This is a genomic window from Streptomyces sp. Root1304 (assembly GCF_001426405.1).
GTDB lineage: Bacteria > Actinomycetota > Actinomycetes > Streptomycetales > Streptomycetaceae > Streptomyces.
On sequence record NZ_LMEP01000001.1, the window covers coordinates 599,691 to 616,427 of the forward strand.

Genomic DNA, 16,737 nt, shown 5'->3' on the forward strand with positions numbered 1-16,737 from the left:
GGGTCAGGCCCTCCCGGCCTTCTTCGGCTTCTTCGGCGGCCCGGCGGGCGCGAACTCCAGCGGCTTGTAGCGGCCGTTCTCGACGACGTACACGAAGGTGCTGATTCCGGCCAGGTTGCCGTCCTCGCCGAAGGCGTAACCGCCCATGACCCCCTGGTACTCGGCCGCCCGCAGCAGGGGCGTGAGGGTGGTGCGGTCGGGGCGCTTCCCGCCCCTGGCCGCCTTCTCGACCTGCTCGGCGAGGAGGCTGGTGACGTCGTACGCCTCACCCGTGTAGAAGTCCGGGACCCTGCCGTACGCCTTCCGGTGGGCGGCCACCAGCCCCGCCGCCTCCTTCCGGGTGGTGGGGTCGACGACCGGTGCGCCGACGATCCAGCCCTCGGCCGCCCTCCCCGCGCCCTCGATGAACTCGGGCCCGAAGACATGCTGGCCCGCGGCGCGCGTGCCGGTGAAGCCGAGGGCGTCGAGCTCCTTCGCCGCCCGGACCGCGCTCGGGGCGAGACCGGCGTGGACGTACGCGTCGATGCCCGCCTCGACCATCTCGCCGAGGACCTGCTCCAGCCGCTTGGCCCCGGCCGGGATCACCCGGGGCAGGGGGGTGATCCCAGCCTGCTCGAAGGCGAACTTCGCGGAGACGGCGCACTGCCAGGCGTAGGGGTCGTCGGTGCGTTCCTGGAGGAGGCCGGGCCGGACGGTACGGGCCCTGGCCTCGACGTAGTAGGTGAGGAACATGCTGGCGTAGGAGTGGGTGTTGCAGGCCCGCAGCAGGCTCGTGCCCTGCGACATCGTGGGCCTGATCAGCAGGTTCAGACCGGCGGAGACGGTGATGACCGGCAGCCGGGCCTCGTCGTAGGCGGGCAGCGAGACGTATCCCGCGTAGTCGGAGGTGGGGCCGATGATGCCGAGGACGTCGGGGTCGCGGGTCAGGGCGCGGGCGGCGGCGAGCGCGCGGCGCCGGTCGCCGCCGTCGTCGGAGACCTTCACGTCGAGCATGAACGGCTTGTCCTCACGGGAGTTGAACCGTTCGACGGCGAGCCGGACGCCCCGCTCCTGGGCCCGGCCGACGCCCTTGCCGGGTCCCGTCAGGTCGGCCTGGACGCCGATGGTCCACCGCCGGGCCCTCGGCGGCGCGGGCTTCTCCGGCCCGTCGTCGCCTCCGCCGAAAGCGGCCCAGGCGGTCACGCCGCCGCCCGTGGCGAGCACGCCGCCGCCGGCGAGGAGCAGGAAGCCGCGGCGGCTCCTCGCCGGTGGCGCGGCGGGCTCCCCGGGCGCCTCGGTGGCGTCGATCGCGGGCAGGGCGAGCATCCGGGCGGAGCGTTCGGCGATGGTCCGGACGACGGGGGCGGGCAGCCAGCCCGCGCCGTCGCCGGGGGTGTCCTCGACGAGCCGTACGCCGGCCCCGGCGGCCGTCGGCCGGGCGGCCGGGTCCTTGGCGAGGCAGGCCCGGACGAGGTCGAGCAGCCCCTCGGGCACGCCGGTGAGGTCCGGTTCGTCGTGGACGGTCCGGTACATCAGGGCGTCCACGGCGCCGGTGCCGAAGGGCGCGCGGCCGGTGGCCGCGTACGCGAGGAGGCAGCCGAGCGCGAAGACGTCGGCGGGCGGGCCGATGGCGTCGGCCCGGGCCTCGGCCTGCTCGGGGGCGAGGAAGCCGGGGGTGCCGACGACCATGCCGGTGGCGGTGAGGGCGGTCTCCCCGGTGGCGCGGGCGATGCCGAAGTCGATGAGGCGCGGGCCGTCGACGGCGAGGAGGACGTTGCCCGGTTTGACGTCCCGGTGGACGATCCCGGCCGTGTGCACGGCGGCGAGGGCGCGGGCGACGGACCAGCCGAGGAGGCGGACGCTCCGCTCGGGCAGCGGACCGTGCGCGGTGACGGCCTCGTGGAGGGAGGGCCCGGCGACGAAGGCGGTGGCCATCCAGGGCTCGGGGGCGTCGGGGTCGGCGCCGGTGACGGGGACCGCCCAGGGGCTGGAGACCCGGCGGGCGGCCTCGACCTCACGGCGGAACCGGTCCCGGAAGTCGGGCTGGTCGGCCCGGTCCGCATGAGTGACCTTGACGGCGGCGAGCTCGCCGTCGGCGGTGCGGCCCAGATAGACGACCCCCATGCCACCGGCACCGAGCCGCCCGAGAAGCCGGTAGGAGGCGATGACGGAGGGATCGGAGGGGAGGAGGGGCTGGAGGTCGCCGGGGCGGGGAGGGACGGAGGGGCCGGGAGGGGCGGGGAGCGGGGGAGGCGGGGCGGGGGTGGGAGCGGTCGGGGCGGTAGGGGTAGGGCCGGTAGGGGGCGACCCGGAGGGGATCGGCCTGGAAGGGACAGACCCGGAAGGGACAGACCCGGAAGGGGCAGACCCGGAGGGGATCGGCCCGGAAGGCGTGGTCGGCCCCGCACCCGGCGCAGACGCCGGCTCAGGCAGCGGCCTGGACCCGGGCTGCGTGGGCTCGGAAGGCCTGGACCCGGAAGGCCTGGACCCGGAAGGCGTGGACCCGGGCGGCGGCGTCGGCCCCGGGGGCATGTCGGAGCTCATCAGCGGCCCTTCAGCTGGGACTCGACGCGGTTGAGCATGGTGACCCAGGCCTTGGCCGTGGCCGTGCTCAGGTCGGCTTCGGTGTGGCCCGGTCCGCCCCTGACGGAGGCCGCGACCGTCACCTGGCCCACGCGGCCCTGGGCCCAGCCGTAGTAGTGCTCGCCCCCGACCGCGTCGTCGACGAACCTGCCGCGCTCGTTGATGGAGTCCTCCGCGACGATGTCCCCGGCGCTCCCGGGGTCCCCGAGGGACATCAGCCGGACGATCCGCTCGCCCGCCCGCAGCGTCTGCTCGGGGCAGCGCAGCACCTCCTCCAGGCTCTGGGACATCTCCCAGTCCGCGTCGTCCGCCGTGCGGTGGACGGTGACGGTCGCCGTGACCCGGACGCGTCCCCTGCCGCCCGCCGCCGGTATCTCGCTGTGGGCGGTGACGCTGGAGAGCACGTCGGCGGGCAGGGAACCGGCCTCCCAGACACAGGTCGGGGAGAGGACCGGCCAGGAGTCCCCGGCGCTCGGATAGGGCTCGCTCTCGACGTAGTCGGGCCCCCAGGCGCCCGGCCCCGCGACGACGGCGCGGGCGAGGCGCTCGGCCTCGGCCCGGGTCTTCGGCGTCCGGGCGGGATCGGGCGTGAAGGCGTAGGCGGTGGGCGCGGGCGTGGCGGCCGGGTCAGCGGCCGACGCGGACGCCGGGGCCGGGGACGCCGGGGCCCGGGACGCCGTACCGCCGCCCCCGCCGCCCGGCTTCCCGTCGCCCCCTCCCCCGCCGGAGCAGCCCGCCAGCACGAGCCCGGCCGTCAGCACGGCCCCACAGGCGCGCAAGGATCTTCCGTACGTCACGCGTCCCCCACCCCACGTCCACAGAACCTCCGAACCGAGGGAGATCGTACGCAGGAGAGGACCAACTCACCCCGCCCACCACATCATTGGGACGAAGCGGTGGCATTCGCTCGATGCCCCGCGGCCTCGCGGCGGGCCTCGTCGTAGCGGGCGCGGGCCTCCTCGACCTCCGGGACCCGGAGGTCGGTCCAGCGGGCGAGCTCCCAGACCTGGCGGGCGGCCTCCTCGCCGAGGGCGGTGAGGCTGTAGTCGACGCGGGGCGGGATGACGGGCTTGGCGTCGCGGTGGACGAAGCCGTCGCGCTCCAGGGTCTGGAGGGTCTGGGTGAGCATCTTCTCGCTGACCCCGCCGACGTGCCGCCGCAGCTCGCTGAAGCGGTACGAGCGCTCCCGCAGCGAGATCAGGATCAGCACGCCCCAGCGGCTGGTGACGTGCTCGAGGACGAGCCGGGCCGGGCACTGGGCGCCGTCGACACCGGCGAGCAGACTCTTCGGTTCCTCACTTACTCCCATACCAGTACCTTACTTCAAAGTGGGTACTTACGAAAGGAAAGTGCCCGACGTACGGTGAGTACCGGTGAGCGCCCCACCCGTCCGAGCCCACCGCACCCCGCCCCACCGGAAAAGGAAGCCGCATCATGAGCATCGTCGTCACCGGAGCCACCGGCCAGCTCGGCCACCTCGTCGTCGAGAGCCTCCTCGCGACCGTCCCCGCCGAGTCCGTCGTCGCCGTCGTCCGGAACAAGGAGAAGGCGGCCGGCCTCGCGGAGCGCGGTGTCACGCTGCGGATCGCCGACTACAGCCGGCCGGAGACCCTCGCGGAGGCCTTCGAGGCCGGCGACCGGGTGCTCCTGGTCTCGGGCAGCGAGGTCGGGCAGCGCGTGCCCCAGCACGCCGCCGTGATCGCCGCGGCCAAGGCCGCGGGCGTCGCCCAGCTCGCGTACACCGGCGTCCTCGGCGGCCCGGAGGCCGACTTCGACCTCGCCGCCGAGCACCGGGAGACCGAGCGGCTGATCCTCGCCTCCGGGCTGCCGTACACCTTCCTCCGCAACGGCTGGTACTCCGAGAACTACACCGCCAACCTCGCCCCCGTCCTGGCCCACGGCGCCGTCGTCTCCAACGCCGGCGAGGGCCGGATCGCCTCCGCGACCCGCGCCGACTACGCCGCCGCCGCGGCCGCCGTCCTGACGGGCCCGGCCGAGGAGCACCTGAACAAGGCGTACGAGCTGAGCGGCGACACCGCCTGGTCGCTCGCCGAGTACGCCGCCGAGGTCGGCTCCCGGTCCGGCCGGGAGATCACGTACAGCAACGTGCCCGCCGAGGCCCACCTCGCGATCCTGACCGACGCCGGGGTCCCGCCCTTCTTCGCCGCGATCCTCGTCGACGTCGACCGGGCCATCGAGCGCGGCGCGCTCGCCCGGCGGACCGGCGACCTGGCCCGGCTGATCGGCCGCCCGACCACCCCGATCGCCGAGACGATCAAGGAAGCGCTCGCCGCCTCCTGAAGCGACTCCCGAAGCGACTCCGGGACCGCCCCCGGACCGCCTCCCCGCCGTCATGACCGTATTGCGGTACGGGCATGACAACCCGCCCGGTGCGGCGCTACCTTCGACAGGACAGCGCGGCGCAGGGCGGGAGGTCCGGTGAAGACGGATAACGAGGAACGAGCAGGATTGCTCTACGGGATCGGCGCCTACGGCATGTGGGGACTGGTCCCGCTCTTCTGGCCGCTCCTCAAGCCCGCCGGGGCGGTCGAGATCCTCGCCCACCGGATGGTGTGGTCGCTGGCCTTCGTCGCCCTCGCGCTGCTCGCCGTACGCCGCTGGGGCTGGATGCGCGAGCTCGTCCGCAGCCCGCGCAAGCTCGGCCTGATCACCGTCGCCGCCGCCGTCATCACGGTGAACTGGGGCCTCTACATCTGGTCCGTCAACACGGGCCACGTCGTCGAGGCCTCCCTCGGCTACTTCATCAATCCGCTCGTCACCATCGCCCTCGGCGTCCTCGTCCTCCAGGAACGACTGCGCCCCGCGCAGTGGGCGGCGGTCGGCGTCGGCTTCGCCGCCGTCCTGGTCCTCGCGATCGGCTACGGCAAGCCGCCCTGGATCTCGCTCACCCTCGCCTTCTCCTTCGCCGTCTACGGCCTGGTGAAGAAGAAGGTCAACCTCGGCGGCCTGGAGTCGCTCGCCGCCGAGACCGCCGTCCAGTTCCTGCCCGCCCTCGGCTACCTCGTCTGGCTCGGCACTCAGGGCGAGCTGGCCTTCGGCTCCCACGGCGGGGGCCACACGGCCCTGCTCGTGGCCACCGGCATCGTCACGGCGGCCCCGCTCGTCCTCTTCGGGGCGGCGGCGATCCGCGTCCCCCTGTCGACGCTCGGCCTCCTCCAGTACCTGGCGCCGACCTTCCAGTTCCTGCTGGGCATCCTCTACTTCCACGAGGAGATGCCGCCGGAGCGCTGGGCGGGCTTCTCGCTCGTCTGGCTGGCGCTGACCCTCCTCACCTGGGACGCCCTGCGCACGGCACGGCACAGCCGGGCGGCGGTGGAGGCGGCCAAGGCGGAGACGGCACAGGCGAAGACGGGCGCCCCCGTCGCGGCCCCCGCACCGCCGCCCTCGCGCTGAACTCCGCAAGCCGGGGCATGTACGTCGCGGCGACATCGGCCAGCGGGCTCCGGGACCTCCGGGGAGCCCGGAAATCCACTGGCCCACCCCCGCCGGGCCCCCGCACCCTGGGACGCATGGAAGAACCGAAGTACCGGATCCGCGCGCTCCACACCGCCCGGACGATCACCGTCTACCAGGCGTACCGGCCCGGGATCGGCCTGGCGGCGGCGCGGGAGGGACGCTTTCCGGCCAGCTGGAAGCGGGACCGGATGACGTGGATCAAGCCGTCGTTCCTGTGGATGATGTACCGCTGCGGCTGGGGGACGAAGGAGGGCCAGGAGACCGTCCTCGCCGTGGAGATCGCGCGCGAGGGCTTCGAGTGGGCCCTGCGGAACGCCTGCCTCTCCCACTACGCGCACGGGTTCCACCCCGACCGGGCGGACTGGAAGCGGCAGTTGAGGGAGTCCCCGGCCCGGGTGCAGTGGGACCCGGAGCGGGACCTGGACCTCCGGGCGCTCCCGTACCGTTCGCTCCAGCTCGGCCTCTCGGGCGAGGCCTCCCGGCGGTACGCGGACGAGTGGACGGTCTCCGTCACCGATGTGACCCCGCTCGCCCACCGGGTCCACGCGCTCGTCCGGGCGGGCGAACGGGACGCCGCCCGGCTGCTGCTGCCCCGCGAGGAGCCGTACGCGGAGACCCCGGGGCTACTGGACCGGGTGCGCGGTCAGGAGGACGCCGGCGGGGCCGTGACCACCGAGAAGTTGAAGTCGCCGGTGCCGAGCGTGCCGTAGAGGCGCAGCCACAGCGGCAGCAGCAGTTCGACGCCCCGCGCGCTGCTCAGGTCGCCGAGGTCGATGATCCGGTCGGCGGGCCAGCCGAAGGAGCCGAGCAGGTCCGCGACGACGGCCTTGGCGGCGGCGTCGTCGCCGCTGAGGAACACGTTGTGGTGCCCGGGAACGCGGCCGGGCTCGACCATGACGGCGTTGGCCATGGTGTTGAGCGTCTTGACGACGCGCGCCTCGGGGAACGCCTGCTGGAGCTGCTCGGCGAGGCTGCCGCCGTCGGGCGTGACGACGGTGGGCGGCATGCCGCCGGAGAAGTCGAGCGGGTTGGACACGTCGACGAGGACCTTGCCGCGCAGATTGTCCGCGCCGGCGGCCTCCAGGACGGCGAGGGAGACGAGACCGCCGGTCGCGTTGACCACGAGCTCGGCGGAGGCGGCGGCGTCGGCGAAGGTGCCGTGCGCGCCGCCGGTCTCGGCGGCCCACTTCGCGGCCTCGGCGTTGTCCGCCGTACGGGAACCGAGCGTGACCTCGTGGCCGAGTGAGACGAGCTTGGTGGCGAGTCGGCGGCCGACCTCACCGGTTCCGAGTACGGCGATCTGCATGACGTGCGCTCCTTCGGAGGGGACGACGGCCCGGGAAGGCCGACCCTATGCGGTACGGGGCGGGCCCGCCGTCCCGAATCCGTCCCGCGGCGTCCCGGGGGTGTCCCGAGGTGGGGCGGGGGCGCGGGAGTGCGCCCGGGGTGTCCCGGGCGCACGTCCTCGGACCCTCGCGTCCGCTCGCGGCAGTCAGGCAGCGGCGGGGTCCCGGGGCGGGCGCCGCATGGCCCACAGGGTGGGTCCGCCGCCCGGCAGGGAGACCTCGCCGAGCACGACGAAGCCGAAGTGCTCGTAGACGGGGAGGTTGTCGGGCTTGGAGGACTCCAGGTAGACGGGCAGACCGGCCGCGTCGGCCTGGGCGAGGCCGGAGCGCAGGAGCGCGGAACCGTGGCCCTGGCCGCGGGCGGCGGGGTCGGCGCCGATCACGGCGAGGTACCAGTGGGGCTCGGGCGGGGTGTGGGCGGCGGCGCCCTCGACGGCCTGGCGGAAGAGGTCGGCGCGGTCACCGAGGATGGCGGCGAGCTCCTGGACGGTCTCGGCGTCGGGGACGGCCTTCTCCTGCCCTTCCGGGGCCACCCAGAACGCGGCGGCGGCGTCGGTGCGCTCGCAGACGCCGTGCAGTCCGTACTGCCGGGTGAGGAGGGTGGTGAAGTACCGCCCGAGACCGGCCTCGCGCGAGACGTCGTCGGGGAAGAACCAGCGCATCATCGGGTCGTCGCCGAAGGCACGGGCCAGGGTGCGGCTGACCATGGGTGCATCGTCGACCGTTGCCGATATCGGTGTGTTCGAGGTAGGCATACGGGTCATTCTGCACGTCAGATGATCTTGGTCGGGGGCGGGGGTGGGGGCGTGCGCGCAGCGCCGCCGGAGGGAGGGGAGGATCGACGGATGAACGACGAGGATCCGTTGCCGGCCCGTGCCCGCCGCCTGTGGGAGACGCTGGCCGCCGCGCCCGTCTCGTTCGCGCCGCCGGGCGGGGTGAGGGTCGTGGTGTCACCGGAGTCGGGGCTGTGCCCGCCGTCGTGGGTGGGGGTGGTCGTGCTGGGGGGCGCGGCGCTCGTCACCGTGCCGACGGAGGCGGCGGCGAGGGCGTGGGAGAGGGGGACGGCGGGTGTGCCGGTGGAGGCACTGGCGAGGGCGGAGACGGTACGGGGGCTGGTGCCGGTGACGGACGTACTCGGCCCGGCGACGCTGGCGTACGCGTCGCCGGAGGACTTCCGCCCGTGGACGGCGGGTGCGGCGGATCCGGTGGGCGCGAGGGCCGGGGAGGTACGGGCGGGGAGCGAGGAAGTCCGGGAGCTGGTGCGGTCGGTGGGGCGGGAGGACGCGGACGAGAGCGGGATGGAGGACATCACGTCTCCGGCGTTCGTCGTGCGCGGAGGGGAAGGGGCGGCCGGCACGGCCGTCGTGGCGGCGGCGGGATACGAGGCGTGGCCGGAGTCGACGGCGCACGTCAGTGTGCTGACGGCGGCGGGCCACCGAGGTCGCGGGCTGGCGAGGCGAACGGCTTCGGCGGCGGTGGCACACGCACTGGAGGCAGGACTGATGCCCCAGTGGCGGGCCAGGACGGTGGAGTCGAGGGCGGTGGCGAGGGCGCTCGGGTTCAGGGAGCTGGGGGTGCAACTGAGCGTCCGACTGGACGAGCTCCAAGGGCGGGCCGGTCCGAGCGGCGCGGGGGGATCACCTCAACAACCCACCTTCACAAGGGAGTTCACCGGCACTCCCCGTCCGCTGAGCGAACGCCCCTGACCGGTTTTCGCTCTTGACGCAGAGTCAAACTCTCGTTGAACATTCAGCACGCACTCGCACAGCACTCGTACAGCACTCGTACAGCTCCAGCGCCTCGTGGCACCCAAGCCCGAGGCGTCTCGCACGTTCCGTCCCATCCCCGTTCGGAATCCGGAGCCCCCACAGATGAACATCTCCGTGCCCAGACGCGTCACCGCGGCCGCCGCCCTCGCGGCGCTCGCACTCGGCGGACTCACCGGCACCACCGCCTCCGCCAGCCCCGTCGGCGCCGGCGGCGCCCTCGCCGCGCCCGACATCCCGCTCGCCAACGTCAAGCAGCACTTGACGGACCTCCAGGCCATCGCCACCGCCAACGGCGGCAACCGCGCCCACGGCCGTACCGGCTACAAGGCCTCCATCGACTTCGTGAAGGCCAAGCTCGACGCCGCCGGCTACACCACCGCGCTCCAGCAGTTCTCCTACAACGGCGCCACCGGCTACAACCTCATAGCCGACTGGCCCGGCGGCGACCCGAACCAGGTCATCATGTCCGGTTCGCACCTCGACTCGGTCACCTCCGGCCCCGGCATCAACGACAACGGCTCCGGTTCCGCCGCCACCCTCGAAGCCGCGCTCGCCGTCTCCCGCGCCCAGCTCCAGCCCACCAAGCACCTCCGCTTCGGCTGGTGGGGCGCCGAGGAACTCGGGCTCGTCGGCTCGAAGTACTACGTCAACAACCTTCCCTCCACCGAGCGTGCGAAGATCAGCGGCTATCTGAACTTCGACATGATCGGCTCGCCCAACCCGGGCTACTTCGTCTACGACGACGACCCCACCATCGAGCAGACCTTCAAGGACTACTACGCCGGGCTCGGCATCCCCACGGAGATCGAGACCGAGGGCGACGGCCGCTCCGACCACGCCCCCTTCAAGAACGTGGGCATACCCGTCGGCGGCCTCTTCTCCGGCGCCGACTACACCAAGACCGCCGCCCAGGCCCAGAAGTGGGGCGGCACCTCCGGCCAGGCCTTCGACCGCTGCTACCACTCGTCCTGCGACACCACGGCGAACATCAACGACACCGCCCTGGACCGCAACGCCGACGCCATCGCGTACGCGATCTGGAACCTGTCCACCGGCTCGACGACCCCGCCCACCGGCACGGTCTTCGAGAACACCGCCGACGTCTCCGTCCCGGACAACGGCGCCGCGGTGACCTCCTCCGTCACCGTCAGCGGCATCACGGGCAACGCGCCGGCGACCCTCAAGGTCGGCGTCGACATCGTCCACACCTGGATCGGCGACCTGGTCGTCGACCTGATCGCCCCCGACGGCTCGGTCTACAACCTGCACAACCGGACCGGCAGCGGCACGGACAACATCGTCCAGACCTACACCGTGAACGCCTCCACCGAGGTCGCCAACGGCGTCTGGAAGCTCCGCGTCCAGGACAAGGCCTCGGCCGACACGGGCTACATCAACGGCTTCAAGCTGACCTTCCCGTAAGGCCGGCCCGTAGGGCCCACGAGCCCACGAGCCCGCAGGCCCGCAGGCCCGCAGGCCACACGAAAAACTCCCGGGTGGGTCGGTGACCATCGCCCCCGACCCGCCCGGGGTCCCAACCAGCCCGCTACTTACCGGCGTTCGCCGCGTCCACCAGCGCGTCCCGCGTCACCGCGCCGACGTAGACCTTGCCGTCGTCGGTGAGGAGCGCGTTCACCAGCTTCGTCTTGAAGACGGTGCCCGAGCCGAACTTCCCGGTGACCTTGTCGCCGAAGGAGTCCAGGAAGCCCTGGATCTCCTTCGGCGCCTCGTCCGTCTTCGGCGCCGGCGCCCCCGTGTCGAGCTTCGCGATCGTCGTCCAGCCCTCACCGATGACGTTCATGCCCTCGCCGGAGCCGCCGAAGGCCTTCCCCAGGCCGGGGAAGCCGCCCTCGAAGCCCTCGGGAAGCTTCCCGTGCTCCCCGCCGGCCTCCTCCGCGGCCTTCTCCGCCGCCCCCTCCGTCACCTTCGCGCCCTTCGGCGCCGTGAAGGTGAACTCCGAGGCGGCCGGCTTCGCGAAGTCGACCTTCGTGAAGCCCGCGTCGACGACGGGCTTGCCGCCCTCGACCGAGGAGAGGGTGAACTTCAGCGGGGTGCCGGTCGCCGCGTCCACCGCGATCTTCACCGACTCGACCGTCGAACCGGTCTGCTTCGGCTTGACGACCAGCTGGTACGCGTTCCGGCCGGCCACCTTCGCCGTACCGTCGACCGTGATCGACGTGGTGTCGCCGGCCGCCTTCAGGACCTCGTCCGCGAGCTGCTTGGGCGTGCCCGGAAGCTCCTCGCCCTTCTCCGCGCCGGGACCGGCGCCCGCGCCCTTCTCGTGGAAGACCTCGTTCGACGTGCTGTCGTAGCCCCAGACGTCCTCGCCGTTGTGGATCAGGGTGTACTCGTCGGAGCCGTCGATCAGGGTGAGCTTCTGGCGCTCGGGGCCGTCGGCCGCGATGCGCAGGGTGTGGCTGCCCGCGACGAGCGCGGTGAGCTTCTCGGTCGGGTCGGCCGAGGCGGAACCGCCGCCGCCCAGACCCGAGGTCAGGCCGCCGAGGGACGGCAGCCCGAGGTCGGTGGAGATCTTGAACGTGCCGGACAGCGTCTGGGTGTCCGAGGCCGCGATCTTCTCGATGAGCTGCTGGGCCGTGATCTCGGGCAGGTCGGGGTCTCCGGACGCCGCCAGTGCCGGTACGAGTCCGATGGTCGCCGCCGCGACTCCTGCCACCGCGACCGGGACGATGAACCGGCTCGCCTTACGGGTCTCTGCCATGGTCTCCGCTACCTCCGTTGTCGATGGATCCATCTCACCAACTCGAAGGCCCCGAAACGTCAGCCCCCGGGATCAACCTCACGTACTGCTTCGGGATGACCCGACCCTGAGAGGACCTAGCCCGCCCGGTGGACGACCGCGTCGCACATCTCCGCGAGCGCCGCCTTCGCGTAGCCGTCGGGCAGCGGCGCGAGCATCGCGCGCGCCTCCTCCGCGTACCGCACGGTGACCCGGCGGGCCTGCTCCAGGGCCGGGTGGGCGCGCAGCCGGCGCAGGGCCTCGGCGTGCCGCTCGTCGTCGCTGAGGTCGCTGTCGATCAGGGCGACGAGTTCCAGGTCCTCGGGGCGCCCGTGGGCGGCCGCGGCGGCCCGCAGGTGGAGCACGGGCAGGGTGGGGACGCCCTCGCGGAGGTCGGTGCCGGGGGTCTTGCCCGACTCGTGGGAGTCGGAGGCGATGTCGAGGATGTCGTCGGCGAGCTGGAAGGCGACGCCGAGCCGCTCGCCGTACTGGGTGAGGGTGTCGACGACGCTCTCGTCGGCGCCGGACATCATGGCGCCGAAGCGGCAGGCGACGGCGACGAGCGAGCCGGTCTTGCCGCCGAGGACGTCGAGGTAGTGGTCGACGGGGTCGCGGCCGTCCATGGGACCGGCGGTCTCCAGGATCTGTCCGGTCACGAGCCGTTCGAACGCCTCGGACTGGATGCGAACGGCCTCGGGGCCGAGGTCCGCGAGCGTGTGCGAGGCGCGGGCGAAGAGGAAGTCACCCGTGAGGACGGCGATGGAGTTGCCCCAGCGCGTGTTGGCGCTGTCGACGCCGCGGCGCACGTCGGCCTCGTCCATGACGTCGTCGTGGTAGAGCGTGGCCAGGTGGGTGAGCTCGACGACGACGGCGGAGGGCACGACGCCCGGCGCGTAGGGGTCGCCGAACTGGGCGGCGAGCATCACGAGCAGGGGGCGGAAGCGCTTCCCGCCGGCGAGCACGAGGTGCTGGGCGGCCTCCGTGATGAACGGGACATCGCTCTTGGTGGCGTCCAGGAGGCCCGCCTCCGCAGCCGCCAAACCGGTCTGGACATCGGCTTCGAGAGCCTGGTCCCGCACGCTAAGACCGAACGGCCCGACGACGGTCACGAGGGGGTCTCCTGTCTGCTGACGCCTGCTGACGATCGCACGGATCGTCCACGCGGATGGTGGGACGGGTCTGACTGTGCACGATCACACGGATTGTCGATGTGTCGCTCGATTCACTCAAGCCAGCGTATCCGGTCACCTTTCGATCACCGTGGGCGCCTTCCCGTCACCCCCGGTATGTTCGGGATCAGCTCATACGACCAGGAGTAGGCGTTTTGTCCCGAACAGCGATCGACACCGAAACGAACGGCGAGCAGCCTCCCTCCGAGGACGACCACGCCTTCCTCGGGCATCCGCGGGGTCTGCTCACCCTCTCCGGTCTGGAGGTCTGGGAACGGTTCTCGTTCCTGGGCATGCAGGCCATCCTCGTCCTGTACTTCGCGGCCACCGTCGCCGACGGCGGCCTCGGCATGGCGGCCGGCACCGCCGCCTCGGTCTCCGCCGCGTACGGCACGCTCGTCTACCTGGTCTCGGTGGCGGGCGGCTGGCTCGCCGACCGCATCCTCGGTTCGTACCGCGCGGTCCTCTGGGGCGGCATCCTGATCGCCTGCGGCCATTACGCCATGGCGGTGCCGGCCGCCGCCATGACCTGGGTCGGCCTGGGCCTGATCAGCGCGGGCACCGGTCTGCTCAAGCCGAACGTGGCGACCATGGTCGGCAAGCTGTACCGGACGGACGACGAGCGCCGGGACGCCGGTTTCGCGCTCTACTACATGGCGATCAACATCGGCGCGTTCGCCGGTCCGCTGATCACCGCCTGGCTCGCCGACCACAAGGGCTACCACTGGGGCTTCTCCGCCGCCGCGCTCGGCATGACCCTCGGCCTGATCCAGTACGTCGCCGGCCGGCGTCACCTGGCCGGGCGCAAGCACTCCGCCGAGTTCGCGCTCGCCCCCGACGCGATGCGCCGGGCGGTCCGCCTGATGGTCGTCGGCACGCTCGTCACGGCCCTCGTCGCCACCGGCCTCGCCCTCGCGGGCCGGCTCACCATGGACCGGTTCGTCGACCTGCTGACGCTGATCTCGGTGATCGCCCCGGTCGTCTACTTCTGGGTGATGTTCACCAGCCCCCGGGTCACCGCCGAGGAGCGCGGCCGCCTGAAGCCGTACATCGTGCTGTTCCTGGCTTCGGTGGCCTTCAACTTCATCCTCTTCCAGGCGTACTCGACGATGATGCTGCTGGCGTCCACCAACGCCCGTACGACCATCCTCGGCTTCGACTTCCCGGCCGGCTGGTACGCCTCCGCCCTCGGCGCCTTCGAGGTCCTCCTGGCGCCCGTGGTGGCCGCCGCCTGGGCCCGGATGGGCCCCCGCCAGCCGCACGCCTCCAACAAGATCGCCTTCGGCGTGATCCTCGGCGGCCTCTCCTTCCTCCTGATGGTCCTGCCGACCTCCGGGCACGCCGACGACACGTACCAGATGGCCGCCTGGTGGATCGTCGGCTCGTACCTGCTCCTCGGCCTCGGCGACGTGCTCCTGGAGACCTCCGGGATGTCCGCGACCAGCAAGCTCGCCCCGAAGGCGTTCTCCAGCCAGACGATGTCGCTCTGGTTCCTCTCCCTCGCGCTCGCCAACGGCATCCAGGCGCAGACCGTGAAGCTCTACGACGACGTCTCCAAACCCGTCTACTTCGGCGTGAACGGCGCCGTGGCCGTCGCCGTCGGCCTCGTCGTGATCGCCCTGGCGCCGTGGCTGCGCCGCACCATGCACCCCGTCCACTAGGGAGCCGAGATGAAGATCCGCACCGACTTCCCGTACGAGACCCGCCACGACGACGTCCGCATCCCGCTCCCGGACGGCACCGAGCTGTACGCGCGCGTGTGGCGGCCCCTCACCGACGAGCCCGTACCGGCCCTCCTGGAGTACCTGCCGTACCGCCTCACCGACTGGACCGCGCCCCGCGACTGGCAGCGCCACCCCTGGTACGCGGGCCACGGCTACGCCTCCGTACGGGTCGACGTCCGCGGCCACGGCAACAGCGACGGCCTGCCCGGCGACGAGTACGACCCGGTCGAGCTCGCCGACGGCGTCGCCGTCGTGAACTGGCTCGCCGAACAGCCCTGGTGCACCGGCAGGGTCGGCATGTTCGGCATCTCCTGGGGCGGCTTCAACTCGCTCCAGATCGCCGCCCTCGCCCCCGAACCGCTCAAGGCGATCGTCACCGTCTGCTCCACCGACGACCGCTACGACAACGACGTGCACTACATGGGCGGCTCCGTCCTCGCCGTCGACATGCACGCCTGGGCCGCCACCATGCTCGCCTTCGTCTGCCGTCCCCCGGACCCGGTGTACGTGGGCGAGGAGTGGCGCGAGCGGTGGCTGAAGCGCCTGGCGGCCGTGGAGCCGTTCATCCACACCTGGCTCTCCCACCAGACCCGCGACGCCTACTGGCGGCACGGCAGCGTCTGCGAGGACTACGGCGCGATCCGGGCCGCCGTCCTCGCCGTCGGCGGCTGGCACGACCCGTACCGCGACACCGTCCTGCGGCTCACCCAGCACCTCCCCCAGGACCGGGTGCGCGGCATCATCGGCCCCTGGTCCCACCAGTACCCGGACCGCGGTCTGCCGCCGGGCCCCGCCATCGGCTTCCTCCAGGAGACCCTGCGCTGGTGGGACCACCACCTCAAGGGCGCGGAGAACGACGTGATGGCCGAACCGCTGCTCCGCTCCTGGATCAGCGACTCGCACCTGCCCGCGACCGTCTACGAGGAGCTGCCGGGCCGCTGGGTCACCGACCCCGCCTGGCCCTCCCCGAACGTCACCCCGGTCACGTACGCCTTCCAGGGCGCGCCCGTGGTCGTCGACTCGCCGCAGCAGACCGGGCTCGACGCCGGCCGTTTCTTCCCCTTCGGCAACGACGCCGACCTGCCGCCCGACCAGCGCGACGAGGACGCCCACTCGGCCTGCTTCGACTTCCCCGTGCCGGAGGACGGCGGTCCGGTCGAGATCCTGGGCCGCCCCTCGGTCGCCCTGGCGCTGCGGACGGCCGCGCCCACCGGGCAGGTGATCGCCCGGCTCTGCGACATCGCCCCGGACGGTTCCTCCACCCTGGTCACCCGGGGCGCGCTGAACTTCTCCGCGCGGTACGGCCGTGACCGGGCGGTGGAGGCGCAGATCGGCGAGACGGAGAGCTTCGCCTTCGAGCTGAACGGCATCGGGCACTCCTTCGCGCCCGGTCACCGGGTGCGGCTCGCGGTGTCCTCGACGTACTGGCCGTGGATCTGGCCGCAGCCGGACGCGGCGGGCTTCACCCTCGACCCGGCGGGCTCCTCGCTGACCCTGCCCGTGCGCCGCCCCACCCAGGACGCCGTCACGTGGGAGGAGCCGGAGCAGTCCGAGCCGCTGGGCGTGGTCTACCCGCGGACGCTGGAGGAGCCGCGTCCGGAACGGGTGGTGGTCAGGGACGTGGCGAAGGGCGAATGGACCCTGGAGGTCGACCCGAAGTACGGCGGTACGCGCGTGTACCCGGACGGCCTGGAGTTCACCGAGGACGCGGTGGAGACGTACACGATCGACGAGAGCGGCCCGCTGTCCGCCCGGACCCGCTCGGAGTGGTCGGTCCGGCTGCACCGGCCGGAGCTGGCCTGGGACGTCACCGTGGACACCCGCTCGGAGATCTCCTGCGACGCCCATGAGTTCCTCACCACGGACGAGGTGGTGTGCAAGGAGGGCGGCGAGGTCGTCTTCCACCGGACCTGGGAAAAGCGGATCCCCCGCACGGCGGGCTGAGCGCGCGTA

General features: G+C 72.6%; 15 protein-coding genes. 7 read left to right on the forward strand and 8 right to left on the reverse strand.

The window, feature by feature from the left end; genetic code table 11:
- Positions 1-3 precede the first annotated feature (3 nt).
- The 3 genes from ASD33_RS02735 to ASD33_RS02745 all read right to left on the reverse strand — a co-directional run bounded on the left by ASD33_RS02735 (position 4) and on the right by ASD33_RS02745 (position 3,871).
- Positions 4-2,145, reverse strand: a complete 2,142-nt coding sequence (locus ASD33_RS02735; RefSeq protein ID WP_056553783.1) for a bifunctional serine/threonine-protein kinase/ABC transporter substrate-binding protein — start codon at positions 2,143-2,145, stop codon at positions 4-6.
- Positions 2,146-2,522: 377 nt separating this feature from the next.
- On the reverse strand, positions 2,523-3,359 hold the full coding sequence (locus tag ASD33_RS02740) for a hypothetical protein (RefSeq protein ID WP_056552541.1): 837 nt from the start codon (positions 3,357-3,359) through the stop codon (positions 2,523-2,525).
- A gap of 83 nt (positions 3,360-3,442) precedes the next feature.
- The gene (locus ASD33_RS02745; RefSeq protein WP_056552544.1) at positions 3,443-3,871 is read right to left on the reverse strand and encodes a helix-turn-helix domain-containing protein; all 429 of its coding nucleotides are present in this window, start codon (positions 3,869-3,871) and stop codon (positions 3,443-3,445) included.
- Positions 3,872-3,996: 125 nt separating this feature from the next.
- On the opposite strand from ASD33_RS02745, the gene ASD33_RS02750 reads away from it, so the two are divergent.
- From ASD33_RS02750 to ASD33_RS02760, 3 genes are all read left to right on the forward strand, one after another.
- The gene (locus tag ASD33_RS02750) at positions 3,997-4,863 is read left to right on the forward strand and encodes an SDR family oxidoreductase (RefSeq protein ID WP_056552547.1); all 867 of its coding nucleotides are present in this window, start codon (positions 3,997-3,999) and stop codon (positions 4,861-4,863) included.
- Between the two features lie 138 nt (positions 4,864-5,001).
- The gene (gene rarD / locus ASD33_RS02755; RefSeq protein ID WP_056552550.1) at positions 5,002-5,976 is read left to right on the forward strand and encodes an EamA family transporter RarD; all 975 of its coding nucleotides are present in this window, start codon (positions 5,002-5,004) and stop codon (positions 5,974-5,976) included.
- Between the two features lie 116 nt (positions 5,977-6,092).
- Entirely contained in the window at positions 6,093-6,749 is a 657-nt protein-coding gene (locus ASD33_RS02760; RefSeq protein WP_056552553.1) for a DUF4291 domain-containing protein, read from the forward strand.
- Here ASD33_RS02760 and ASD33_RS02765 read toward each other — a convergent pair.
- The 3 genes from ASD33_RS02765 to ASD33_RS36890 all read right to left on the reverse strand — a co-directional run bounded on the left by ASD33_RS02765 (position 6,683) and on the right by ASD33_RS36890 (position 8,694).
- Complete coding sequence (locus ASD33_RS02765; RefSeq protein ID WP_056552556.1) at positions 6,683-7,345, reverse strand: NAD(P)-binding domain-containing protein; 663 nt, start codon at positions 7,343-7,345, stop codon at positions 6,683-6,685. The genes ASD33_RS02760 and ASD33_RS02765 overlap by 67 nt on opposite strands.
- 186 nt (positions 7,346-7,531) lie before the next feature.
- Positions 7,532-8,149, reverse strand: coding sequence for a GNAT family N-acetyltransferase (locus ASD33_RS02770; protein ID WP_056552565.1), 618 nt, complete (start codon positions 8,147-8,149; stop codon positions 7,532-7,534).
- Between the two features lie 8 nt (positions 8,150-8,157).
- Entirely contained in the window at positions 8,158-8,694 is a 537-nt protein-coding gene (locus tag ASD33_RS36890) for a hypothetical protein (RefSeq protein ID WP_347336091.1), read from the reverse strand.
- Here ASD33_RS36890 and ASD33_RS36895 point away from each other — a divergent pair.
- On the forward strand, positions 8,684-9,091 hold the full coding sequence (locus tag ASD33_RS36895) for a GNAT family N-acetyltransferase (RefSeq protein WP_347336090.1): 408 nt from the start codon (positions 8,684-8,686) through the stop codon (positions 9,089-9,091). The two genes, ASD33_RS36890 and ASD33_RS36895, sit on opposite strands and share 11 nt — an antisense overlap.
- Positions 9,092-9,256: 165 nt before the next feature.
- Positions 9,257-10,576: a M28 family metallopeptidase gene (locus ASD33_RS02780; protein ID WP_056552568.1), complete on the forward strand. Its 1,320-nt coding sequence runs from the start codon at positions 9,257-9,259 to the stop codon at positions 10,574-10,576.
- 124 nt (positions 10,577-10,700) lie between these two features.
- Here the strand turns inward: ASD33_RS02780 and ASD33_RS02785 are convergent, their stop codons facing one another.
- The gene (locus ASD33_RS02785; protein WP_199863430.1) at positions 10,701-11,873 is read right to left on the reverse strand and encodes a DUF2092 domain-containing protein; all 1,173 of its coding nucleotides are present in this window, start codon (positions 11,871-11,873) and stop codon (positions 10,701-10,703) included.
- Positions 11,874-11,989: 116 nt separating this feature from the next.
- Positions 11,990-13,000 (reverse strand): polyprenyl synthetase family protein, encoded by a 1,011-nt coding sequence (locus ASD33_RS02790; protein ID WP_056552574.1) that lies wholly within the window; start codon positions 12,998-13,000, stop codon positions 11,990-11,992.
- A 215-nt stretch (positions 13,001-13,215) separates the two neighbouring features.
- Between ASD33_RS02790 and ASD33_RS02795 the strand changes: the two genes are divergently transcribed.
- Entirely contained in the window at positions 13,216-14,721 is a 1,506-nt protein-coding gene (locus tag ASD33_RS02795) for a peptide MFS transporter (protein ID WP_199863431.1), read from the forward strand.
- 9 nt (positions 14,722-14,730) lie between these two features.
- The gene (locus ASD33_RS02800) at positions 14,731-16,728 is read left to right on the forward strand and encodes a CocE/NonD family hydrolase (RefSeq protein WP_056552578.1); all 1,998 of its coding nucleotides are present in this window, start codon (positions 14,731-14,733) and stop codon (positions 16,726-16,728) included.
- Positions 16,729-16,737: the final 9 nt, after the last annotated feature.